General features: G+C 40.6%; 16 protein-coding genes and 4 pseudogenes. 9 read left to right on the top strand and 11 right to left on the bottom strand.

Annotation, left to right across the window (positions count from 1 at the left end; genetic code table 11):
* Nucleotides 1-12: 12 nt before the first annotated feature.
* Nucleotides 13-1,755 (bottom strand): annotated as a pseudogene (locus ACU8V8_RS02940) (potassium/proton antiporter).
* Between the two features lie 198 nt (nt 1,756-1,953).
* Between ACU8V8_RS02940 and ACU8V8_RS02935 the strand changes: the two are divergent.
* From ACU8V8_RS02935 to ACU8V8_RS02925, 3 genes are read left to right on the top strand one after another with little or no spacing between them, the layout of a single operon-like run.
* Complete coding sequence (locus tag ACU8V8_RS02935) at nt 1,954-2,592, top strand: energy transducer TonB (protein WP_446888788.1); 639 nt, start codon at nt 1,954-1,956, stop codon at nt 2,590-2,592.
* A 23-nt stretch (nt 2,593-2,615) separates the two neighbouring features.
* Entirely contained in the window at nt 2,616-3,167 is a 552-nt protein-coding gene (locus ACU8V8_RS02930; RefSeq protein WP_446888787.1) for an RNA polymerase sigma factor, read from the top strand.
* On the top strand, nt 3,154-3,780 hold the full coding sequence (locus ACU8V8_RS02925; RefSeq protein ID WP_446888786.1) for a hypothetical protein: 627 nt from the start codon (nt 3,154-3,156) through the stop codon (nt 3,778-3,780). The genes ACU8V8_RS02930 and ACU8V8_RS02925 overlap by 14 nt, the downstream gene beginning before the upstream one ends.
* A gap of 68 nt (nt 3,781-3,848) precedes the next feature.
* Here ACU8V8_RS02925 and ACU8V8_RS02920 read toward each other — a convergent pair whose 3' ends face one another.
* Entirely contained in the window at nt 3,849-5,651 is a 1,803-nt protein-coding gene (locus tag ACU8V8_RS02920; RefSeq protein ID WP_446888785.1) for a KAP family P-loop NTPase fold protein, read from the bottom strand.
* A gap of 992 nt (nt 5,652-6,643) precedes the next feature.
* Here ACU8V8_RS02920 and ACU8V8_RS02915 point away from each other — a divergent pair.
* The 4 genes from ACU8V8_RS02915 (at nt 6,644) to ACU8V8_RS02900 (ending at nt 9,105) form a co-directional block, all read left to right on the top strand.
* The gene (locus ACU8V8_RS02915; protein ID WP_446888784.1) at nt 6,644-7,783 is read left to right on the top strand and encodes a PQQ-dependent sugar dehydrogenase; all 1,140 of its coding nucleotides are present in this window, start codon (nt 6,644-6,646) and stop codon (nt 7,781-7,783) included.
* A gap of 144 nt (nt 7,784-7,927) precedes the next feature.
* The gene (locus ACU8V8_RS02910; RefSeq protein ID WP_446888783.1) at nt 7,928-8,239 is read left to right on the top strand and encodes a carboxymuconolactone decarboxylase family protein; all 312 of its coding nucleotides are present in this window, start codon (nt 7,928-7,930) and stop codon (nt 8,237-8,239) included.
* Nucleotides 8,223-8,378 (top strand): hypothetical protein, encoded by a 156-nt coding sequence (locus ACU8V8_RS02905; RefSeq protein ID WP_446888782.1) that lies wholly within the window; start codon nt 8,223-8,225, stop codon nt 8,376-8,378. Before ACU8V8_RS02910 ends, ACU8V8_RS02905 begins: the two co-directional genes overlap by 17 nt.
* A complete protein-coding gene (locus ACU8V8_RS02900) occupies nt 8,368-9,105 on the top strand; it encodes a helix-turn-helix domain-containing protein (RefSeq protein ID WP_446888781.1) in 738 nt (245 codons plus the stop codon). The genes ACU8V8_RS02905 and ACU8V8_RS02900 overlap by 11 nt, the downstream gene beginning before the upstream one ends.
* Before the next feature lie 85 nt (nt 9,106-9,190).
* Here the strand turns inward: ACU8V8_RS02900 and ACU8V8_RS02895 are convergent, their stop codons facing one another.
* Nucleotides 9,191-10,567, bottom strand: coding sequence for a Na+/H+ antiporter NhaC family protein (locus ACU8V8_RS02895; protein ID WP_446888780.1), 1,377 nt, complete (start codon nt 10,565-10,567; stop codon nt 9,191-9,193).
* A gap of 111 nt (nt 10,568-10,678) precedes the next feature.
* Nucleotides 10,679-13,124 (bottom strand): annotated as a pseudogene (gene pbp4b, locus ACU8V8_RS02890) (penicillin binding protein PBP4B).
* Between the two features lie 405 nt (nt 13,125-13,529).
* Here pbp4b and ACU8V8_RS02885 point away from each other — a divergent pair.
* Together ACU8V8_RS02885 and ACU8V8_RS02880 are read left to right on the top strand one after the other, a co-directional pair.
* Nucleotides 13,530-14,375 carry a MurR/RpiR family transcriptional regulator gene (locus ACU8V8_RS02885; RefSeq protein ID WP_446888779.1) on the top strand — a complete coding sequence of 282 codons (846 nt, stop codon included), beginning with the start codon at nt 13,530-13,532 and terminating at the stop codon, nt 14,373-14,375.
* Between the two features lie 443 nt (nt 14,376-14,818).
* Nucleotides 14,819-17,848 carry a carboxypeptidase regulatory-like domain-containing protein gene (locus ACU8V8_RS02880; protein ID WP_446888778.1) on the top strand — a complete coding sequence of 1,010 codons (3,030 nt, stop codon included), beginning with the start codon at nt 14,819-14,821 and terminating at the stop codon, nt 17,846-17,848.
* A 289-nt stretch (nt 17,849-18,137) separates the two neighbouring features.
* Here the strand turns inward: ACU8V8_RS02880 and ACU8V8_RS02875 are convergent, their stop codons facing one another.
* From ACU8V8_RS02875 to ACU8V8_RS02845, 7 genes and pseudogenes are all read right to left on the bottom strand, one after another.
* The gene (locus tag ACU8V8_RS02875; protein ID WP_446888777.1) at nt 18,138-18,290 is read right to left on the bottom strand and encodes a hypothetical protein; all 153 of its coding nucleotides are present in this window, start codon (nt 18,288-18,290) and stop codon (nt 18,138-18,140) included.
* 276 nt (nt 18,291-18,566) lie between these two features.
* Nucleotides 18,567-19,752 (bottom strand): annotated as a pseudogene (locus tag ACU8V8_RS02870) (exo-beta-N-acetylmuramidase NamZ family protein).
* Nucleotides 19,753-20,688: an N-acetylmuramic acid 6-phosphate etherase gene (gene murQ, locus ACU8V8_RS02865; RefSeq protein WP_446888776.1), complete on the bottom strand. Its 936-nt coding sequence runs from the start codon at nt 20,686-20,688 to the stop codon at nt 19,753-19,755.
* A gap of 4 nt (nt 20,689-20,692) precedes the next feature.
* Nucleotides 20,693-21,589 (bottom strand): BadF/BadG/BcrA/BcrD ATPase family protein, encoded by an 897-nt coding sequence (locus ACU8V8_RS02860; protein ID WP_446888775.1) that lies wholly within the window; start codon nt 21,587-21,589, stop codon nt 20,693-20,695.
* Nucleotides 21,582-23,154, bottom strand: a pseudogene (locus tag ACU8V8_RS02855) (sodium:solute symporter). The gene ACU8V8_RS02860 and the pseudogene ACU8V8_RS02855 overlap by 8 nt, the downstream one beginning before the upstream one ends.
* Nucleotides 23,155-23,260: 106 nt before the next feature.
* On the bottom strand, nt 23,261-24,025 hold the full coding sequence (locus tag ACU8V8_RS02850; RefSeq protein WP_446888774.1) for a L,D-transpeptidase family protein: 765 nt from the start codon (nt 24,023-24,025) through the stop codon (nt 23,261-23,263).
* The gene (locus ACU8V8_RS02845; protein ID WP_446888773.1) at nt 24,022-25,134 is read right to left on the bottom strand and encodes a dipeptide epimerase; all 1,113 of its coding nucleotides are present in this window, start codon (nt 25,132-25,134) and stop codon (nt 24,022-24,024) included. Before ACU8V8_RS02845 ends, ACU8V8_RS02850 begins: the two co-directional genes overlap by 4 nt.
* Between the last annotated feature and the right edge of the window lie 8 nt (nt 25,135-25,142).

The raw sequence follows: 25,142 nt of genomic DNA, 5'->3' as shown, positions 1-25,142 counted from the left end.
ACATACAACAGCCTATTTAGCTGTAATTTCTTTACTCTTATCATTTATATACTTTAAGCCAATAGTCACAATGCGCGTATTAACCATAGTGATCACGCGTAATTGCACATTATTTATCACCAACGTAGCCCCTTTACGCAGGGGTTGATCTAGTTTCTCGTTTATTAACTCTTCTAAACTCAGCTTTTCCGGCGCATCAATTTTCATGTTATACGAATAATAAATATCACCGACTAAAGTAACGCCTTTCACTCTAAGTTCGTTTTTAGAAAGATGATTATCTTGTTGGTGTGTTTCATCAGTAGCTGCAAAAACTAAATCTACAAACGCCCTATTTTTAGGCTTTAAAACCACAAAGAGATGATCTTGCGACTTTAATGTCGTTGAGCCTCTTGGTGGAATTGTTGATGTACCTCGGGTAATCATCGCAACTACAACACTCTCAGGTAGTGCAGCTCTTGATAAGCGCCGTCCTACAACTCGCGACTCATCACTGAGGGTATATTCTACAATCTCAATATCTATTTCATTAAGAGCGGTAATTTCAAGCTTTGCTGCGGCATGTAATGGCGGCGGTTCAACCAAACCTAGTTTCTTAGCAATCCATGGCATCGTTGCACCTTGCAATGTCGCCGATATAAGCACCACGAAAAACACCACATTAAAGATAAGCTCAGCACCCGGTAAACCAAATAGTAAAGGGAAAATAGCCAAAATAATTGGCACTGAACCACGCAGCCCCACCCACGAAACAAAAACGGTTTCTTTATTACTGAAGCCAAATAACTTTAAAATCGGCGCTACAGCAAGAGGGCGAGCGATAAAAATAAGCGCTAATGCAATGAGTAATCCTTCTAACCATACATCAACTAAGGACGAAGGGTTAATCAGTAAACCTAACACCACAAACATGGTAATTTGGCCAAGCCACGCTAAACCATCATGAAACAGAAAAATACCACGCTTATATACAAATTCGCTATTACCTATGATGACACCGGTTATAAATACAGCTAAAAAGCCACTTCCACCCAATGATGCAGATAAACCAAATGACAACAAACCAAATGCAGTCACCATCACTAAATACAAACCCGATGTATTGAGCTTAATTGTGTTTATCAGCCACATAGCCAACTTGCCAATGAGCACACCACACAATGCACCTATGCCCATTTGTTGAACAAATAATAGCAATAATCCTGCGCCAAATTTCATTTCATTGACTAAAACTTCAAGCAAACCAATGGTTAAAAAAGATAGCCATAGGATCATTGGATGCACTTTCGATTTCCAGTGTCGATTTAAGCTTTTTATTTAAATGGATACCCGCACTTCGTAGCAGCGCAAAAACGGCTGCGGCATCGGTTGAGCCAACAATCGCCCCTAATAAAACGCCTTGTAATACAGGTAATTGAAGGATATATGTAGCCACTAGGCCGGTAATCACCGCAGTAAAAAAAACCCCAACGGTTGCCAGCGCTGATGCAGGTTTCCAAACTTGTTTGATAGAACCTATCGGTGTTTGCAGCCCCCATCAAACAAAATAATCGCCAGAGCTAACGTACCGAGTGCATGAGCGGCCTCGGCATTATCAAATGAAATACCAGCAATGCCATCTTCCCCTGCGAGCATGCCAACAAGTAAAAATAAAACAAGTACAGGTAGGCCAACTCGAGCAGATAACTTACTCGAAATAACCCCCAATAAAATTAATACGGCACTGACAAGAATTATATTATCGATTACAAACATATTTGGAATTTATACCTTGTATAAACATAAATGAAAGACGACTAAAGCCCTATAACTTTAACATAAAATACAACAACCTAATAAAACAGCTATATGAAAATTTAAATAAATAAGCAAAAGCTATAAAAAAATATCACCCCTTTTTAATTTATCACACGTTTTACTAATCACTATGTTCTTAATTACAAAGGCTCGCTTATGCAAACATTAGATTTTCCATATACTAACCCAACCTTAAAAACATCAATCGCAATTGTCGGTGGTGCGGCCATGACGTTTGCCGCATTCGCTTTTATGCAATACTTAATCAGTGGTGAGCAACGCGCCACAAATTTAAACACTAAAGATATTGTAGTAGAAATATTTCAAGTACCTGAAGATACCAAAGTGCAACAAAAGCAAACGCTACCGCCACCACCAAAAATGCAAACACCGCCAAAGGTACCGCCCCGTAACCCACCTAGCACTGATACCAATGTAATCACAACAGCAATTACACCCAATATTAGTATTGATAAAATAGGTGCAGATATTAAAACACATCTACAACAACCCACAGGTGAAGCAACACCCATTGTGCGAATTAACCCTAAATACCCGACAATTGCAGCACGTGAAGGCATTGAAGGTTGGGTACAATTAAGCTTTAATGTATCACCAAGTGGTGAAGTTATTGATGCGCAAGTAACTGACTCTGAACCAAAACGTATTTTTGACCGCGAAGCACTGCGAGCAATCAAGCGTTGGAAATACCGCCCTAAAGTGATTGATGGCGTAGCACAACTACAAACTGGTCAAAGTGTGCAGCTTGACTTTAAGTTAGATCAAAACCAGTAGCGCGAATACATACTAGGGTGCCTATGCTTACAAGTTTAAAATCATGGTTTATTAGTCAGCCAAGTGATGATTACTTAGCTGACTATGCAAAAAGTGGCGACACACGTCACTTAACTAAGCTCGTCACCTTGTTCGGTAACGACTTATATCATTATTTAGTGACGCAAAGTAATGAGCAACTCGCCTTAGATATTAGCCAGCAAACGTGGTTAAAAGTGATGGAAAAACGCCATCACTATCAAGGTCAAAACAATCCTAAAGCCTGGCTATTTCGCTTAGCTCGCAATGCGTTAATTGATGAATACCGTAAGCAACAGCGCTTTGTTGAACTTGAAGAGAATACAGCAATGCCAGCCGCTCAAACAGAGCCAAATTTTGACTATGACAGCTTTAATCGCGCCTTGATGCAACTAAGCTTTGTGCAACGTGAAGCCCTCACTTTACAGCAAGAAGGCTTTTCGCTTGAAGACATACAGCAGATCACGCAAAGCAATCATGAAACCGTAAAAACACGGCTACGTTATGCAAAACAAAATTTAAAAATCATATTAGGAGCTGACAATGACCAAGCATAACGAGCAGTTTGAACACCTACTCGATAAGCATTTTAGCGAGCGAAAAAAACGCCATTCACTCAGTGCAGAGCAACGTGCCACATTAACGCAGCTCTCAGATAGCGCTCCAAACAAAAAACCCACCCGCTTTTCACTCCCGCTACAAATGACCGGCCTTGCCTGCGCATTAGTCGTGCTAGGCTTTACCATGTTTACCACAACAGATAACACCACAGAACAACAAGTCACACTTAACAGCACCTTTGCTCTACAGCAAAGCAGTTATCATTTTATTGAAGTACACCAAGTAGATAATGCGGGCAGTTATTCAAGTGAGATCACCCGCCAAAAACAACAACTCGACGATAAACTCGCCGCCGACCTGCGATTGCACCAACAGCGCTACATTGAATACGGCCAATTAGTTAGCGTAGATGACGACTGGTACATCGCCAGCTGCCACAGCGAAGTACTCATTCAAATAAAAAACTCGTTATTAAATAATTTAAAAACCAAACACGCCGTAGCGAGTGATATTGTAAAAGGCGACATGCTCGCCATGGCCCACAACAGCCAAGGCCAGATTATTGCGCTTAAACATGCTGGGGGTGGGGTTAAGGTGTGTAGGGGGTGATTTTTTACCACCGAGGGCACAGAGGCGCTGCGCGCTACACAGAGATAATTAAAGTTATGAAGTTTATTTTAGTTATCTCCCATATAATCCAGTGGGGATGACAGTTCTACAAACTCACGATAGATTTCTTTAGTGAGTTTGTCATATCCGTCTTTTTTATATATATAGTCGAGCCATAACAAAGTAACTTCTGGAGATAATTCAATTTTATGTTGGGCTAGATTACTCTCTGCTTCTTGCAGCTCACTCACCTTATCTCCGTCATATGAATCATAAAAAGCTTCCCACATGTCTGTTTTTGAAAAGTAAACATTGCAAAAAATATCCTCTATAAATTTAGATAGTGGGATAAAATAATCCCCCTTAGCATAGCTATTTATTTTTGGACCGAAACTATCATTATCAAGTTGATTAATATATGACTGTGGATCAATAAAATAGGCCAACTCAGCTGATAAATTCTCCTCAGATTTATCCCTTTTTAAAAAGTCAGCTAGGCTAATATTTACAATCTTATTTTCACTACCTTGTTCTGTCTTTTTAAATCTACCACTAACTATTTCCTCATAAAGTGGATGATCTTTTTCATAGATACAAAACAAAGTAGCCAGCACAAGAATATCTACTTTTTTACCGCCGGGTAAGTTTGCGATAATGGCTGTGATTCGCTCAGTGATTTGAATTGCTGTCCTTGCTGCTACTTGAAAGGCATCTAATACAACAGAAATATTAGCTAAAGCGATTTCAGGTGTCTCTGTCCGCGGGAGTAGCTCAATATTTTTACTTTCTAAATACGCAGATTCAAATTTAGTCATATCGCTATGTACTGATAAAAAATCCTTTAAAACAGGTCGTTTTAAGCTATAGCGGCTATTAAAAAATCGTCCGAGGTAAACTTTAGCATCAAACCCCTCACCATAAACTGACTTAATTGTATGTTGCAATTGCTCTGTATCAGTAGCCACAACAAATACGATGCCTTTAACATCAAATATATGCTTTATAGTTTCGAGCATTTCAACAGCATAACTTGGGCGACAACGATCTAACTCATCGATAAACACAAAAATAGGTAATTCTTTATCTTTCTGCTGCTCAAATTTGCTGACCCAGTCAGCTAACTTAGACTTTATGACCTCAATGCTTTTATTTTTTGCTTCATGCTCTTTAATAAGGTTCTGCGCAAGAGCTTTGACTGCGGGTGAGAATTCAGAGTTATTTTGTTTGCTGGATTCTACCTTCTCAGTCTCTTCACCTTCGTCATCTGAAAAGAGTAATGCATTTAATTCATCTAAATCTATACCCGTTATTTTTTTCGTTAAGCCTTGTGCAATAGCGGGTGCAACAGCTTTAAACATTGACGCTGCTTTATTAGGAATAGTAATAGCGAAATTAGCCTGCGCACTAAGCTGCTTAATAATGCCAGCAATAACAGTTAAAAATGGATCGTCTGAGTAATCTTGCTGCCAAGCATCGATATAAACAACTGGAAAGTTTTTGAGTTCCTGCGACCAACGCTTGAGAAAGTATGTTTTACCTGCGCCCCACTCGGCATTTAAGTTTAATACATAGTTTCTTTTTTGCTCTTTTTGCGGCCTATTCTCGTCAAAACCTTCTTGAGTTAATAATCTTGTGAGAAATGTTGCGTATCGAGCTCTATCTAACTTATCAGCAGGAAAGTACTCATCTATTTTAGGATTTGGCGGTGTGCTCCAATCAAAATCTTTTATATCAGCCATCAAATTCCCTCTTAAATATCTCTTTTTTATATAGTGCCATACAAAGTCAGGTAAATATAATTCTTCAATAGTTCTCATAAAAAGACACTGAGTAAGACCTTTTGTCTTGCCAAGCTCAAACTCCAATCTCACGTTTAACACCCTTCCCCCGTCATTACACTTTGAGGGATTAAGCGTGATACTCGAGGGGAAAATATTCGTGGCTAAAGCCATCTCCTACAACCAATATTTAATCCCTGTGCAGCGAAGCGCCTCTGTGCCCTCAGTGGTAAAATTCACTTTTTTCGCCCTAAAGGACGATCTACAATTTAAGCTCGTTGGGTTTCGTTTCACTCTACCCAACCTACAAATTACACGCGCCAGTAAGCTTGCACCTACAGTGCTTAACACTATCACAGGTGTTAAACCATTCGTGGCTAAAGCCATCTCCTACAATCACTATTTAACCTCGGTGCAGCGCGAAGCGCCTCTGTGCCCTCAGTGGTGAAATTCTCTTTTTTCGTCCTAAAGGGCGACCTACAATTCAAACCCGTTGGGTTTCGTTGCACTCTACCCAACCTACAAATTACACGCGCCAGCAAGCTTAGCATCTAAGGTGGTTAACACTATCACTGGTGTTAAACCATTCGTGGCTAAAGCCATCTCCTATAACCAATATTTAATCCCTGTGCAGCGAAGCGCCTCTGTGCCCTCAGTGGTAAAATTCACTTTTTCGCCCTAAAGAGCGACTTACAATATAAACCAAGCCGTTGGGTTTCGTTTCACTCTACCCAACCTACAAATTACACGCGCCAGCAAGCTGAGCATCTACGGTGGTTAACACTATCACTGGTGTTAAACCTTTCGTGGCTAAAGCCATCTCCCACATCAAATATTTAACCTCTGTGCAGCGAAGCGCCTCTTTTGCCCTCTGTGGTGAAATTCTCTTTTTTCGCCCTAAAGGACGACCTACAATTTAAGCTCGTTGGGTTTCGTTGCACTCTACCCAACCTACAACACCCGCGCGGCAACTCCGTCATTTATCTGATATTTACGTAAATAGTAGCACTTTAGTGAAAGTTAATAACAATTTTACTTAGAACACGCTAGGCTAATAGCATCATGCTTAATAAATTGGAGTCATTATGAAAAAGTCTTTTTGTACTAGCCTAATCATCAGCCTCATTGGTTTAACCAGCTTGCAAGCGTGTGCGCAGCAAACCGAACAAACAATCCCAGTCGCTGCAAGTGCTGATAACTATGAACTTGAATTAATCGCCAATGGGATTCAAATCCCTTGGGGAATGGCTTGGCTTAACGAACAAGATTTATTAGTAACTGACCGCGTTGGCGAACTCAGGCTTATTCGTGATGGCAAATTGCTAGATCAAAAAATCACTGGCGTGCCTAAAGTACATGCTCAAGGACAAGGTGGCTTATTAGATATTGAACTTGATCCTAATTTTAACGGCAACGGTTGGATTTACTTTTCATACTCGGGCTATGAAGGTGATGACGAAGGCTATAATACGTCAATCATGCGCGCACAACTAAAAGACATGGCGCTGGTTAATACTCAACTGCTGTTTGATGGTGCACCAAATACCACGGCAACCAAACATTATGGTTCGCGTATTGAGTTTGATAACGACGGTTATTTATATTTTTCTATCGGTGATCGTGGTAAGCGTGATGTTCACCCTCAAAGCCTTGAGTACGATGCAGGTAAAATTCACCGCATTAACAGCGATGGCTCAATTCCTGAGTCAAACCCATTTGTAAATCAATCAAACGCTCGTAAAAGCATATATTCATACGGCCATAGAAACCCTCAAGGCATGGCAAAACACCCAGAAACAGGCGCAATTTGGAGCCATGAACACGGCCCCCGCGGTGGTGATGAAATCAATATTATTAAGGCTGGTGCCAATTACGGCTGGCCAGAAGTAACCCACGGCATTAATTACATTGGCACTAAAATTACTGATGAAACAAGCCGCGAAGGAATGGAGCAGCCTGACTGGGTATGGGTGCCGTCTATCGCGCCTTCTGGTATGGAATTTGTTACTAGTAGCAAATACCCGCAGTGGCAAGGTCATGTGCTTGTAGGTGCAATGAAGTTTGCCCACTTAGTGCTCGTTGAGCTTGATGGCGATAAAGTAACGGGCCACAGTAAGCTGTTTGAAGGAGCTGGCCGCGTACGCAGTATTTCAACTCACCCAAATGGTGATTTATATCTGGGCATTGATGGTATGGGAATTTACCGCATCGTGCCAAAAGCCTAACCTGTGATTACCACTAAACATTCACGCCCTGATATTTTCAGGGCTTTTTTGTTGTTCTCAGGTTACGAAAGTCGCTTTTTTGCAATTATTTTTATTTACTCGTCACTAAACTAGATAGCTGTTATTTATCTATTAGGAACGATTATGCAAAGAGCTAATTACTATAAAGTTGAACCCGAGTTAATGACCTACTTGATTGATCAAGAAGCATTGATTAAACAAAAAGTCGAGGCGACCTTTGGAGTGACAATTTGGGAACTGCTGAAATTAAGAGCATCACAGTTAAACCAATGTGCGTATTGCTTGGCAATGCATAGTAAACAAGCGCTGGAGTATGGCGAAAGTATTAACCGTATTATTGCCCTTAGTGCTTGGCAAGACGCGCCTCTTTATAGCGATAAAGAGCGTGCTGCATTAGCGCTTTGCGAGAAGTTAACCTTTGTCACAGCACATTGATGATGACTTTTATCTTGTTCTTGCCGAGTTATTTGATCAACCAAGTTTAGTTACCCTCACCGTAGCAATTAATGCTATAAATAGTTGGAATCGTATAGTCAAAATGTTTAAACCGACAGTCGAGTTTAATGAACGATAAACTATTACTTGAGCTTTACAGCCCAACGGGCGAAATAGCTAATTATGTACAAGCACTTTGGTTTGCTCGCGCCCAATTTTCAGGGGAGAGCTGGCTCCCCTGCGATGGTGCGAAAGGAGTGATATTTTTAATTTCTGGGCAGCTTAACTTAGCTGGCAAACCATTAAATCAGCCCTATTCTATGCAAACCATCTCTACGCAATCAGAAAAAGTGACATTTACTGCAGGCTCCATTTTTTGTGGGATCAGGTTTAAGCCCGCAGGGCATGCTCACCTACAGAAGGTTAATCACTCCCTTGTTGCACCAACCACTTTAGCAGGTATTGCACAAGCGCTTGACCAAGGTGCGAATTTAGATTCATTTATAGATTTGTTATCAGCACACTTCAATGCACCAAAAATACACCTCCAGACGATTGAGCACACACAAAAACTGATCCATAAAATAATTAACCTCACTCCGCTCAATACCGCTTATGAGCATACCCCTAAAGGTAAGCGGCAATTAGAGCGTTACGTTAAAAAAACCTGCGGCATTACCGCCAAGCACTTAGCACGTATTTACAGAGTCAGGCAGGCCAAAAAATTGATGAAAGAATACCCACAGCTAAGCTTGGCACAACTCGCCCTTGAGTGCGGGTTCTCAGATCAATCTCACCTAAACAATGAGTTCAACGCTATTTTACAAATAACTCCCGCCAAATATAAAAAGTTAATCCATCAATAAATGCTGTTCTAAAAACAAAAAAGCCTGCAAATTTGCAGGCTTTTAATTCACTAACTTTGTTGGGTTTCGCTACGCTCTACCCAACCTACAGCACAATTATGCTAGTAATGAGGTAGGCTATAAATGTTAAGCCACCAGCGAATAGCGCATACGGCATTTGGGTTTTAACGTGAGTGAGTAAGTCACAACCTGATGCAATTGCCGACACCGCGCTGGTGTCTGATATTGGCGAACAATGATCACCAAATACGCCACCACCTAAGATTGCCGCAATCACTAACGATGGCGGTAAACCTAGTGCTTGGATCAGTGGCACACCAATGGGGATAAGAATTGCAAACGTGCCCCACGAGGTACCCGTAGTGAATGAGATAACCGCACCGGTTACAAACAACACTGGTACTACTAGGTAGATAGGTAAGTAATCACCCACTAGCCCTGCCACAAATACGCCCGTGCCTAAGTCTTTTAAGCTGGCACCTAAAGTAAGTGATAGCAAAACAATTGCAACTAAAGGAAGAAGCTCGCCCATGCCTTTAAAGCCAATATCCACCAATTTATGGTGAGTAAATTCACGCGATGACACCATTAAAAAGTAAGCAACTACACAGGCTAAAATAGTGGCATACAGCACTGATTTAGAACCACTACCGCTGGCAATATCACCATTACCTGACCAATACATAAAGCCAACCATACTACCAATTAAAGTAATTAGCGGCACTAGCATGTAACGTGCTTTTGTACCTTTAACTTCTTCTTGTAGCTCTGTTTGTTGATGTTCTAATTGTTCTTCTGCTTTTTTAAGTGGGCCGTGAACCTTATCAAATGAAATAGTGTAAAACACTATCAACAAGGTAATGATTGCGTAGAAGTTATAGCCTATGCTGCCCCATAAAACCGATACGGCCGATTCGTCCATATCATAGTTACCCAATAAACCCAGTACGTATGCGCCCCAGCCATTGAGTAATATTAAAATACACACCGGCGCGCTGGTGCTGTCGATAACATAAGCTAAACGGGCACGGCTCATTTTAAATTTATCGAATAAACCTCGCGACAAAATGCCCGCGGTAAGTACACTTAGGTTAGATTCAATAAATACTGCAATCCCTGAGAACATAGTTAAAAAACCAACTTGGCGCTTACTTTTTGCCACACCTTTATTCATCAACATATTTACAGTGGCAGCCACACCGCCAGACTCACGAATATAAGCAAGCAATGCACCTATTAAAATACTAAATATGAGTATGCGACTATTACCTGGTGAGCTTGCCACGCTTACGACACGTTCAATGGTGTTGATAAAAGTATTAAACAGCGTGTTACCGTCGCCTTGTAAGGCTAATAAAAACTCTGATGAAGCAACGGCAACAAGCAGTGCCATAATCACTTCTTTGCGCCAAAATACGATTAGTATCGCTATCAACGGCGGTAAAATGGAATACCAAGACATACAAAAACCTTTTTAAGTTGCGACTACGCCGCTGTTATAATTATTATCAGCCAGAGGCCAAAATAAGCCCACTAGCTTAATATGTTGCGTAATAAACTCAACATAATTCGTCTAATGATTTAAAAGAGCTTCATAAACAAGCGAAATCACTGAGCCATACTTGCCTGTTTCAAACTTTTTACCGATAAACTCATAATGAGTGTCACTGCCTTCAATGGGTGTATGGCGAGCATTTGTTAATAATACGATTGCGAGGTCATACACAGGGTCAATCACCGTTACTGTGCCAGTCCACCCTGTATGGCCATATGCTTGCGCGCTGGCATAAGGGCCAAAATGCCACTTCTGTGCCCCATGACCTGCTCTGCGCCAGCCTAAACCATAGGTTTCGTTGCTCGCTTGTGCGCTAGTAAATTGCTCAATCACTTGCGCAGTAAAAAATTGTTTATTGCCATAGCCACCGCCATTTAATAGCAGCTGCATCATTATGCTCATATCATGCCCGGTGCTAAACAAACCGGCATGGCCTGCAACACCACCGAGTGCATAAAATGCTTTTTCATCGTGTACTTGGCCTTGTAAAACCATTGTACGTACATTTTCAAATTCTAAACGTCCACCTCGGGTATTACCTTGTAGCTCAGTCGCGGCGATTTGATTTTTGCTAAAGCCTTTTTGCAGTGGATTATAAACAGTCTGCGTTAAGCCCAAGGGTTGGTAAATTTGTCCTTCTACGTAGCTATCGAGTGATTGTCCTGTAATACGCTCAACCAATACGCCAAGTAACATGTAGTCGATATCTGAATAGAGGTGCCTTACATTCCGCCCAGCCACAAAGGGGATGCCTGTCAGTAACAAGTTTTTAGTGCGCAGGCTATTTTGCGAGAAAAATCGCTCGCCAAATTTATTATCTTTACGGTGAAAGTCCACCACCGCAGGGTAACCTGCGCTATGGGTTAATAAATCTTTCACCAAGCGCTGGGTCGCGCCCTGCACCTCTAAATTCTGGTAAGTAATAAAATAGTGGCTTTTCAACATCAAGTTGACCTTCACTAGCCAGCTTCATTAACGCAAAGTTAGTGGCAAACATTTTTGTGTTGGATGCAATATCAAATAGGGTATCAGCATGCATTTTTTGCGGATGGGCTAATAAACTTCCATCTGTAGAGTATTTTTTTGCATCCCCATAGTGGCTTAACTTAATCAGCTGACCATCTTTTACCACGGCTAAAACAGCACCGGGGAAACCTTGACTTACTTCTTCGTTGATCAATGCATCAACTTCTTTAAAACTCACTTTTTTTGCGGTTTTATTGGCAAGTGTTGGGTAGGAAAATCGTAAAGTTAAACTTGCACCTTCAGGCATGACGTTATCTACTTTGAAGGTATTAGTGCCATTATGAGTGCGCTTAGCAAGGCTATATTTATAATGTTGTTGAGGGGTTAATGGATTTGCAATGTTGATTTTTTCACCATTAATAAAAATATCCGCACTGGTTGCATTGGTGTTTTCAATAATAAGCTCGCCACGGCCTTTATATGCTTTAAAAGTCCCTCTGTCATTAACTAATAATCGGCTACTTGGGTTGTTATCAGGGATCCGCGCAACAACTTGTGCATTACTTAAGGTGATTGGTTTGGCAACATCTACTGTTTGTTCTTTTTCATATTGCGCCATTAACTTAGTTAGTTTTTTAGGAAAGTACTTTTCCATCAAAGCAAACAGTACAGATGCACTACGGGCATCGGCATTACCACTAACATGCCAAGGTAAAAAGTGCATTTGAAATGCGCTTAAGGTATCAAGTGTTTGTGGGTCAAGTTGGTTTGTTGCTTGTACGTCATAACCATAGCCACGTAATGCTTTTTGCATTAACGCTATTGACGGTTTAACTAAGCTAAATTGCTGCCAATATTTATCAACGGTTTCACTTTCGTACCACGCGCCAATGCCTGCTTTATAAAGCTGATACCAAGGAAATCTTGGGCCTGGATCATTTTTACGACTCGGTGCAATATCTGAATGACCGACCACTTGAGTAGGGCCAATATCTGGGTTGCGCGCTAAAATACCTTTGCTTAATTCAATCAATAATTCCATTTGTTTGGCATCGTAATCGGGAAAGATACACAGTTTTGATGCATCATTTTCCATGTGTACATCAGCGGTTACCTCAGGGTAATGGCAGGTGGGTACATTAACTATTTCAATGCCAATGGACTGGTCGTTTAAATCTTCTCGTCCTTGCCAAAAACTACGCCCGGCGTGCCATGCTCTATCATGTTCATCCACTAACTGAATAATTTTAAGTTCGTCTTCGGGGTAGCTCGGATCGTTTGATTCTGGTAATAAATAATGAGCACTTAGGCCACCTTCTTCGACCAATACGCGCATAGATTTTTCATAATCAATGGCTGTGTAATGCATAACTAAAAACTTAACGCGGTGGCTATAATTAGCTGACTGAGTAAATTCATAAGGCGTAGAAGCACAACTTACAAGTAAGGTTGCCGTCGTCAATAAGCCAAGCTTTTTAAACCAAGATACAAACGTCATAGTTCTCTCATTACTGAAAAATCATAATAAACATAAATAGTGAGGCTTAAACTATCAAGTACCAACCTCACCTTTCCCTATGCTAAACACTACCACAGATGAATAAGTTGTAAATAATTTATTTATAAAAAATAAAATTCAAAAGATATTTTATATCTACAAATAGTTCTAACGATTGCTTTAATTAGAGTTTTTCTTAATTAGGTTGTCAAACCAGTAAATTCAAACTATATTATTCCTATTATTCTTAAGTATTATTCCAAATAAAAACTTATAACTAATTGGAATATTATATTTACTTATAAATTTAATATATAAATTATAGCAATAATCGAACCCAAAATAAGTACAAGCTAATTTCATTTAATGCTATAAATACACTAAACACTTTAATAAGCGAGCACTATGTCTACATTTGTTAAAATCAAAGCATTGCGTCAGTCCTTATCAAGCAGTGAAGCAAAACTAGCAGACTTCACATTAAACTCAGCTAATGCTATACGTAACCTTTCTTCTGTTGAGCTAGCCAAGGTTGTTGGTGTTAGCCAATCAAGTGTCGTAAAATTTTCACAAAAACTGGGCTATAAAGGGTTCCCTGCCTTTAAGTTAGCGGTTATAGATGCATTAAATGATGAAACCAGCGAGCCCAAATTACACGGCAAAATCACATTAAATGATTCATTAGAACAAATTGCCGAAAAATTATTAAGTAGCAAGCTAGCCGTACTAAGTGAAACTAAAAACCTTAATGATGCCCCCTCTTTTGAACAAGCTGTTAGTTTACTTAAATCCGCTAAACGTATTTTAATTTGTGGCTTAGGCGGTTCAGCGCTCGTAGCCAAAGATTTCTCTTATAAACTACAGAAGCTTGGTATGCCCGCTATTGCAGAACCCGATGGTCATGCACAACTTTCTTACGTATCAACGTTTGGCAAGGGTGACTTAGTTATCGCGATTAGTGAATCAGGGGTAACCCGTGAAATTGCTGAAGTGGTAAAACAAGCAAAGCATAACAATAGCCATGTCATTTCTGTTACTAAATTTGGCAACAGTCCCGTTGCCGATGCTGCAAATGTGAAACTATATTCGGTGGCAGAAGAAGAATCCGTGCGCTTATCGTCTATTCTTGCTCGCACCGCACAAGATTTTGTAATCGACATTCTATTTATTGCATTAACCCAGTCTAGCCGACAAGGCCGAAAGCTATTAGAGCACTCTAATGATGTAGTTGGTGAGTTTAGAAACCACTAAATACATATCACTCTAGAACAGGCCGCATTCGCGGCCTTTTTATCTGCAATTAAATCCAACAACATCCTTTTTCTCTATAAAATATTTCAACGTTATCCCCATAAAAAATTATTTAATTTTAAAATACACTATAAAATTACAAATCAATCCCGTTTGCTACTTACTTAAAAAACCTTTCCCCAAAATAAAACACGATATAACAAATTGTTTTAAAGCAACTTTATTTGAAATTACTTCTAGTCATATTGTAAAAAATTATAACCATCACACTTTTAATATATATTATTTCTATTGAATAGCAGTTTAGGAAGAAATTATTCTTGACCAATACTGGCAACACATGTTTAATAGAATGGCAACAAATAATAAAAGTTTATGACTCTATTCGGGGAATCAACATAGTTCAGAGCAATAAACATACTTATAATAAGGACGGGGAAACGATGAAAAAACATGCACCAACCTTCAATATAAGCTCTTTAGCGCAAGCAACACACCGCGCTCTGCGAGTACCAAAAACTGCAATAACAAGTGCGCTGATAGCCGCAGCTCTGAGTAGTGCCCCAGCACTCGCCAACTTAAACGGTGCTATTAAAGGTAAAGTAGTAACAGAACAAGCAAACCAATCACTCGCAGGAATAACGATTACAGCACGTAGTAACGTCATGCCAAAAGCACGTACAGTTGTAACGCGTGAAGATGGTAGCTACGACTTACCGCAATTAAAACCAGGTACTTATGAGCTAACGTTTGAAGACAGCAACGGTATTACTCAAACCATGACTGTTGATGTACTGCTTGAGCAAACTTCGAGTGCAAATGTGGTACTCAGTGCTAATAAAGAAAACGTCGAAGTTATTACTGTGACAGGTAGTAAATTATTCCGCCAAGGTAATTCATCACTTAGTAATTCGTTAGGTAAAAAAGCCATCGAAAGTGTGCCTGTTGGTCAAGACTATCGTGATTTACTAAAGCTTGTGCCAGGTGTTGAGCTTTCACAAAACTCTACACTGGGCCCTTCTGCTGGTGGCTCCGGTGTTGATAACTCTTATGGTTTTGATGGTGTAAATGTATCATTGCCTATGTATGGTAACTTAGCGTCTGAACCGTCTACTCACGATGTTGAGTTTGTTACTATGGACAGAGGTGGCGCTAAAGCAGTTGGCTTTAACCGCTCTGGTGGTTTCTCAATTAATACAGTATCAAAATCAGGTACTGATGAGTTTCACGGTAATGTTGAATATAAAGTGCAACCTAAAAGCTTTGTAGCGACACCTGTTGGTTCAGAAAGCTATGAACTTGATAAAAGCTGGTTAACAGCTAGTTTAGGCGGCCCTCTTATTGAAGATGAATTGTATTTTTATACCTCTTACTACCGCCCAGAAGAAACACGTTCTAATAAAGATACCGCATACGGTGAAGTAAAAGACTACGAAAGCGTACGTGATGAGTACTTTGGTAAATTAACGTGGGCTCCAACTGATGATATCCTGTTAAATATTTCACAACGTACTTCAGATAAAGAGATCAATGGTCGTTCAGTTGGTGCTTATGAAACTGACTCGGTATCTGTTGGTGATAACGCATCGCAAGACATCTTCACCTTAGATGGCTCATGGATTTTAGGTTCGACGACTACACTCTCATTTCAATATAGTAAATTTGAGCTAGATACAGGTTCACAGCCAGATACTGTTTTATCAGTTACACCTTCTCTTTCAAGCCAGCTGGATATTAATAATTTAGATCAAATGGGTTACTTCTCAGTACCTAGCATTCGTGACTTCGATCCTGATGGCAACTATACCCAAGCACAGATTGACGCTTTTAATAGCGGTGCAACGCCACTTATTAATCAGTATGGTTATACTGAAGATGGTCAAATGCTTGGTGGCGGTGGCGTAGGTGCTTACTATCAATATGATAACCAAGACTTTTCTCGCGATAGCTTTGAAGTGAACCTTGAACACGAATTTGATTGGGGTGATACATATCACACAGTTCACTTTGGTGCTAAGTGGGAGAAAGGCGTTGAAGAGCTTACTCGTTTATCAAATGGATGGGGTAGAGTCTCTTATGTAGGTGGCCTTGATGAAAGCTTAGAAGAAGGCAGTACTGCGCCAGTTGTTTATCGTGCATATGTTCAACAAATGAGCCTTGCAACGGACGGTAGTACGCCAGTATCAGGAATAAAGTCAGAGACTCGTAGCCTTAACTTTGAAATTAATGACACAATAGAAGTCGGTGATTGGACTTATAATGTTGGTTTACTTGTAAGCCAAGATACGTGGTATGGCCAAGGTTTAAAAGAAGCCTCTGGAACGCTTTCAGGCTACGAGCTTGCCCCAGGCAACAAGTATGAAATGTACCAAACGGATTGGACAGACATGCTGCAACCTAGATTAGGTGCCACTTGGACCTACTCTGAGGAAGATTCAGTATTTGCTAACTTCTCAATGTATAACCCTGAAGCAAGCTCGCTCGCACGCGCAGCCTCATGGGATCGTAATACTCGCGCAGAAGTGGAAGTAGAGTTTGATAGTGCTGGTAATGTTATCTATGCAGAACCACGCCAAGGTTCTTCAGGTAAAGTGTTTGCTGATGATATGAAACCACGTCGAGTGACCGAATTCACGATTGGTACGACCAAGTACGTCGGTTCTGATTTAGTGCTTCGTGCTCACGTACGTCATCGTAAAGGAAACCACTTTTGGGAAGATATGCCAAATACAGGACGCTTAACTGATTATTCAGAAGTTGAAGCATCTGGCGTACCAGCTGATATTGCTGCCCAAGGGTTATATGTCGATAATCTAGATGCGATTCGTGATGAGATTGGCGGTTCTTCTTATGTTATTGCTGAAGTTGATGGCGGCGAAACCAAATACTGGGAAGCAAGCATTGAAGCTGAATATATGGGTGAAAACAGCTATGTAAATGCATCATACGTATGGAGTCATTACTACGGTAACTTTGACCAAGATAATACAACTGCAACCAACGATGCGAACAACTTTATAGGTTCATCGTACTATGGTGATGGCCGTGGTCGCTACCCATGGGATAACCGCTACGGAACTCTCTCAGGTGATAAACCACACCTTTTAAAAGTTTATGGTTACTATACGGTTCCTTGGGAAGCGAATGTGGGTGCGTACTTTGTATTTCAATCAGGTAAGCCATGGGAAGCATGGGATGGTTCAATCTATGGTTATTCAAGCGATACAAGCCGCTATGGGGAGCCCGCTGGTAGCCGCCGTAGTGCGAGCCATTGGCAACTTGATTTAAATTACACGCAAGACTTTAAAGTTGCTGGTGATTTCGAGATGCAATTTAGAGCTGACTTGTTTAACGTATTTAATCGCCAAACAGGTTACAACAATAACCCATACATGAGCTCAGAAACATTTGGTGAATACCGTAACTACTACAACCCTCGTACGTTACAACTTTCATTCAACTTTGAATTTTAATTAAAACTAAGCGCTTGAATAAGCGCTTCTATATCCATCCAGGGTAAGGCCACATCAGTGGCCTTTTTTATATCTTAAATACAGAACTTATTGCACAAAGCGCTGAGCATTAGCAATCTCACATTGAGCAACCTCTTTCGGTTGGTTGTTGCTTTCGATTAGCCAGCATTGTTCATAGATAGAGCAATAACAAAGCTCAATTAGGACTTGTCCATCCATTTCAAGCGCTAATCTTTATCTTTTAATGTAACTGCATGCACATTTGCTTGGCTTGGTAAAATACGAGTACTCATGTGGATTGAACAAGGCTCGAATTAACTAAAAAATCAGACCATTTTTTAACAGGTTCATTATTATAGGTAACTTTGGCATATTTTATTATTGCAGGACCAGTACCGCTATTCATTAAGCCATAGCTAAAGCTTTCTTGTTCTGGCTTCATCAAAAAGCTTCGATATAGTTCAACCCTAGGCCAAACTTATGCCCTTGCGTACGAGCGCTCAATCATGGTTGAGTAAATCCCTATGATCGTTGTCACTACACTGATAAGTAAAGCTGATAAGGCCACTATCATTTCTGTTTTTTATACCATGTACTTTTTTCATTATTCTTATTCCATTAAGTTTAGCTACACCATACCGTTAGCCTTTTTTAAGCGCAATAAAAAAACGCAGCCAGGGCTGCGTTTATCAAGTTTATAATGTCCTGCTTTATGCGCTTACTGATACAGCAAATACGGGTTTCTCTGTTGCTTGAAACGCTCTAAACCTTGCTGCCAGCTTTGTTTAATTTGGTGTTCGGTTTGCCCTGCTTCAATTGCTAAGCGCAGTTTATCAGTGCCTGCGAGCTTATCCATAAAACTTGCACGTTCAAAAAAACACCTGATTATTAGCGGTGAGTTTTTTTTAAGCACTAATAAATAAGCTTAAATCGAGCCCCTTAATCGCACTCTCCCGTAAGTCTAAACCTAGCACCGTCATACCTTTAAATTTAGGGTTCATAGACGCGCCTTTAATCGCACGAGGTGTGAAGCCAAACTCACCTAGAGCTACGGGCGAATAACCAACCACCTGAAATGGAAAATCAGTACCACGACCAATAGTAATTGGTGTTGCTTCAAAAAAACATAATGACGGATACAAGGTAATTGATTGTGCATTAGGTAAATTAGGGCTTGGCTTTACGGGCACTTGGTATGAGGTATTGCGAGTATAATTGGCTACAGGAAATACGCTCAAATCAAGTTCGTTAGCGCTATCTATCCAATTCTCACCTTTGATCATTTTGGCTAGTTCACCCACAGTCATACCATGTAACACTGGAATGGGGTGCACCCCCACAAATGAGCGAAATTCAGGCTCTAAAATTGGCCCGTCAACATAAGCAATGTTTGGGTTTGGTCTATCAAGTACCATAAACTTTACGTTGTTTTGCGCCGCAGCTTCCATCATATAATGCATCGAGCTGATATAAGTGTAAAAGCGCACACCCACATCTTGAATGTCAAAAATGATTACATCAAGTTCACTCAGCACTTTGGCATCGGGTTTTTTATTACTTCCATAAATAGAGACGACATCAATGCCTGTTTTAGCATCTACTGCACTTTTAACATGAGCACCAGCATCATGATCGCCACGAAAACCATGCTCAGGTGCAAAAATTTTAACTATGTTCACGCCTTTCGCACGCAACAAATCAACAAGGTGTACACCATCGACTTGCGATGTTTGATTAACAACCAAGCCAACTCGCTTACCTTGTAGCTCAGGTAAATATTGTTCAAATTGCGCTGCTGCTACCTGTAGTTTTTGACTTACAGGTTGAGTGATTTTAGCATGTGGCGAATTATTACAAGCTACTAGCACTAAGCAAGCTAATAACACAAGCGCTCTTAAAAACATCTATAACTCCACCGCTTTACGTAAAAAGCCATCAGCTTGAGTGAGCATTTGCTCTGCTTGAGCGGCATCTTTACCTGTTAGCACGATTAAAATAGCCAGCTTCGCGCTTTGTTTTGCCTGTGCGAGTGCATCAACGGCTTGCTGATGTGAGCAGTCGGTTGCTTGCATAACAATACGAATAGCACGGGCATGAAGCTTTTCATTGCTAGCATTAACATCCACCATAAGATTTTTATATACCTTGCCTGTGCGGATCATACTGGCAGTACTAAGCATATTTAAAACGAGTTTTTGCGCTGTGCCAGACTTCATTCGGGTTGACCCTGTTACTGCCTCTGCACCAACAACTGGGCAAATACCAATATCAGGCAACTGCATCACTAACGAATTAGGATTACAGGTAACACCAACCGTTTTACAACCCACAGATTTAGCGTATTCAATTGCAGCACGTACATACGGAGTACGGCCACTGGCGGCAATTCCCACTACAACATCTTTGGCTTGCAGGTTAATCGCTTTTAAATCCTCAACGCCTAAAGTAAGGCTATCTTCAGCTCCTTCAACGGCTTTTTTAAACGCCGTTTCGCCGCCGGCAATAATCCCCATAACTTGTTGATCATTAACGCTATATGTTGGTGCGCATTCTACGGCATCTAAAATCCCTAAGCGCCCGCTTGTGCCTGCACCTATATAGATCAGTCGGCCACCTTGTTTAAACGCTGTTTCAATATAGTCAACCGCTTCACTTATTTGTGGAATAACCAATTTAACAGCTTGGGCAACCTTCTGATCTTCTTGATTTATTTTGGTCAAGATTTGCGTGCTATCAAGCAAGTCTATATCTAGAGTATCTGGGTTCTGCCCTTCTGAGACGATACCATTTAGTTCCTCTAAAAGTGTACGTTGTTGTTCAAATGCGTGTTCAGAACTCATCGGTTTATCCTATATAGTCATTTTGCAAATGCTGATGTGCCAAGAAGGTGGCACCGCGCAATGAGTCGCCCAACCTAGGGATAATCAATTGCTGCATTTGCTGATTTAATAGCGCTATCGTAACATCAGCTAGACCACCTGTTAACATAACAGGTAAATCGCTGTTTGCGCGTGTTTTTTCAATTAAATACTCAACTTGTCGAGCATGGTTTTTTAGTAATGTGTGTGCGACTTCGCAGTCGTCTTGCAGTTCAAAAATAAGGTACGTAAAACGAGCATAGTCAATGGCTTTAGCTGTATACAACCAGGCACTAAGCTGAGCCCGCTGACAACCAATGAGATTAGCTATTTGTTTAGTTACCTTACTGTGTGGCGCACCAAAACAATCTATATCGTTAAGAAGCGCTTGAACTGCGCTCAAACCTAAATGTGCGCCGCCACCAAAATCATCAGCCATAAAGCCCCAGCCACCAACAAGGTGAGTGTTACCATCTTCGGTTAGTCTTGCTCCAACCGCGCCTGTACCTAGGGCTACCATGGCAACGGGCTTGCCTTCATTTGCACCATACAAAGAGCTTATTGCATCACTGTATATATATAATTGAGCAAACTTAATGTCACAACCAAGCTCAAGGGCTGCAGTTAACCGTTCCGACAGCTCTTTTGAGCCACCTCCGGCCACGCCCATGACCGCAATAACTTCGTCTAATTTTGCGTTACTTTGCTCAAGTAAGTTGTGGATCACAGCTTCAATGTTGTTTAAAGCCATTTGAAAGTTATTACTTAACGATGCTTCGCCGCCATGCACCACATAGGTGGTGTCACTGTTTAAGTGAATAATATGTGCTGTAATTTTAGTACCACCGCCATCAAGCGCGAGTAAATAATTTATTTTACTCATCCGCCGATTTCCTTAATACAGGTTTACCTAAACAACACACTATTGTGGCTAATGCAGTGCCGATACACAGCTGCCAAGTGAAGCCTAAGTAAAAACGTTGCTCCTGCGGTAATAACCAGTCAATCATGTAAGGCTGCATTAATAAAGTGACTAAAAAACCTATAATCAAAGCTGCTAACACTGAACTTTCACTGCCTCGTTTGGTGAACAAAGTAGTAAAATACACACCTAACAAACCACTATACGAAAATACCATGACACTTAGCGCAAACTTTAACAGTGGCATATCAGAGTACTGCTGCCAAAAATAACAAAGGATGGCCATAACGGCTAAAGAAAGGCTCACAAACGCCATTCCCACGCGTCCTGCCTTAACAAAATGGCTGTCAGCGACCTGCTTGTTTTTAGCTTCTAAATATGGGCGATACAAATCTTGTACTATAACCGAAGACATTGAACTTAAACCGGAATTTAGTGTAGAGATTGCCGCCGCTATAATACCTACGCTGACAAGTCCTTTTACCCCTGCAGGCGCTTCGTTAAGTACGTAGTACATGAAAATAGTAATCTTCTCACCATTAAACTCTTGCACTACTTGAGCACCATCACTGTTCATTAATAAGGGTTGTTGATAAACCACATAAAGTAATAGGCCGATAAAGATAAAAACCAACATGACTGGAATAACCATCACAATCGAAAGCACTAAGGCTTTACTGCCTTCTTTCTCGCTTTTGCAGGTTAATAACCGTTGTGTCATGTCTTGATCTAAGCCAAACGCTGCAATATTTAACAGTACAAATCCTGTTAATACCGAGGCCATATTGAACACACCACTGGGGCCAAAATCGAGATCAAACTTAAAAATGGCTAATTTAGAGTCAGCACCAGGAGCTGGTTCATTTAAAGTTGCCATAATGGTCGAAAAATCCGCCGGAATTAACAATAACAAACACCAAATAACGGCAATTGCGGCACTTACATAAACAATGCTTTGCAGCACATCTGAATAAATTACACTTCGAATGCCACCAAACACGGTGTATAACAAACCAGCTAAAGCCAACAATAAAGTGGCTATGATCACACTTTGCGCTTCTATATTGCCATACAAAATCATAGCTACTGCTATAGCCGCCATATATAAACGCGCACCACTGGCAAACACGCGACCAAATAAATACATTAATCCACTACGACGCTTAGCTTTTTGGGCCAATGCGTTTTTCAAGCAGCTCATATACGGTATAAACTTTTTGCTGGTAAAACTTAGGGATCAAAAATACCGATACTATAAAGGCAGCTATGAAAGCACCAATATTGGTTGCTAAATAAGACAAATCTCCTTGATAGCCTTGATCTGGCCCACCAATAAACGTAGCGGCTGATTGTGATGTTGCCAATACCGAAATTGCCACCATCCATGTTGGCATACTATTGCCGCCTAAAAAGAAATCTTGGCTTGAATTGGCACGCTTACGATTAAACCACCAGCCACTAAGCAATAAAATTGCACCGTAGCTTGCAAACACGAGCCAATCTAACAAGGTATATTGTGCACTCATTTATTATCCCAACAAAAAACCACTTTAAGGAATATATTATTCCATCAAATAAATTAAAAGCAAATGATTTTATTATTTCATTTGCTCAACGCTGTATTAAAACCTGCTATTTAATACTAGGCAGGTTCCACACTGCTTGCTTTTGTGCATATTGCTGCTTTGGTAAGCTCACCATTAATGGGGCATTTTTTTTATCTAGCCATGCTAATAAACTATCCATATTTTGCTCAGTCATAGCTGTACAGCCAGCGGTTGGTTTATCTTGGGCTCGCCATAAATGCATAAAAATACAACTACCAGCACCATCGATATTTTCACTATTATGCTTTACAACAATGCCTTTTTTATACAGGTTGTCTTGACTATAGATATCACGGCGCATCCATTCTGACGACCCTTTAACCGCCGAATCACCCACAACTGACTTATCAACTAACTGATTATAAAATGGTGAGCCTTTTACATCTATGCAGTAATCGTTAGCCGTCATACCTTGATAGGTCATATTGGTTTGTAATGAGTCTAAATAGCCAAATGCGGTACCTAGCTCAAAAACCCCCGCAGGCGCTTTACCATCACCTTCTTGCTTTTGCAGGCCCCCTTGCTCTGGGTGTATACCAATTCCCCATGCTAAACCCGTACGGCCTAATACCACAGAGTAATCATCACCGACTTGTTGCCACCCACTCTCACTTTGTTCAAAGCGATACAATTGCGCTTGTGTTGCTTGCCAATCATCAGCAATAACGACTATCAACTGTTTTGTTTGATCTGGTATAACCGTATTTTGAGCACTAACATGTTGCTGCGCACACCCCACAGAGCTGCTCAATATAAATGCCGCAGTGGTTATTTTTATATATTTTTTCATATTGGCCAGACTCCATCGGTTATATCTTGTAACCCATCTATTTTAGTTATTCCTAAACCTGGCGCATCACCTAACGTGATTGCAGGCCCTTTGAACTCAACCCCTCCTTGTACTGGGTCGTATTGGCCTAGTGCAGGGCCGTCTAAATCAATTTTAGTGATTTGCTGCGCTTTTGCTGATGCCAAATGAGCCGCGCCTGCTACTGCGATACTTCCTTCAAGCATGCAACCAATCATACATTGCGCTTGATATTGCGCTGTAATATTAGCTATTTCTATTGCGCGACTAAGGCCGCCAGTTTTCATTACTTTAATATTGATAATATCGACTGCGTTTTGTTCTAGTAACTGAATAACCTGCTGCGGCGAAAACGCACTTTCATCAGCCATTATGGGTGTATTAACACGCTCTGTTATGTATTTTAATCCTTTAAAATCATCACTTTTAACAGGTTGCTCAACAAGCTCTAATTGTACATTGTTATTTTCAAGCTGCTGTAACGCAAACACCGTTTGCTTAGCTGACCAACCTTGGTTTACATCTAAGCGTATTTGCGCTTGCTGGCTAAAATCTTGGTAGATAGCATTAATGCGAGCAATATCTTGCTGCAAATCGTTGCCTATTTTTACTTTTAAAATATCAAAGCCTTGTTGCACCGCAAGTTGGCAATCAGCAAGCATTTTATCAATCGCATCAACACTAATGGTTATGTCGGTTCTAAGATCTTTGCTGCCACCACCAAGTAACTTATACAGCGGCGCTTGATACAACTTACCCCACAGGTCATAAACAGCCAGTTCTAAAGCTGCTTTTGCACTGTAATTGCCTACCACTGTTGATTGAATAATATGGCAAATCTGATTAAGGTTTTCTATCTCTCTATCAATCAATTTTGGGGCAATAAGTTGACTAATTACACCCATCATACCTTGATGGGTATCACCCGTAATAACAGGTGTTGATGCTGCACTACCGTAACCTAGTTGGCCGCCGTTTGTCTCAATAATAATCACTAAGTCTTCAATAAAACTGACTTCTCGTAATGCTGTTTTAAAAGGGGTAACTAGCGGCACTTTAAGTTTGGCAAAACGTATTGTTTTTATTTTCATATTGGCTC

It is taken from the genome of Pseudoalteromonas sp. SaAl2 (assembly GCF_052947895.1).
The sequence above is the reverse complement of the archived record's forward strand: the minus strand, read 5'-3'. Positions and strand labels throughout refer to the sequence as shown.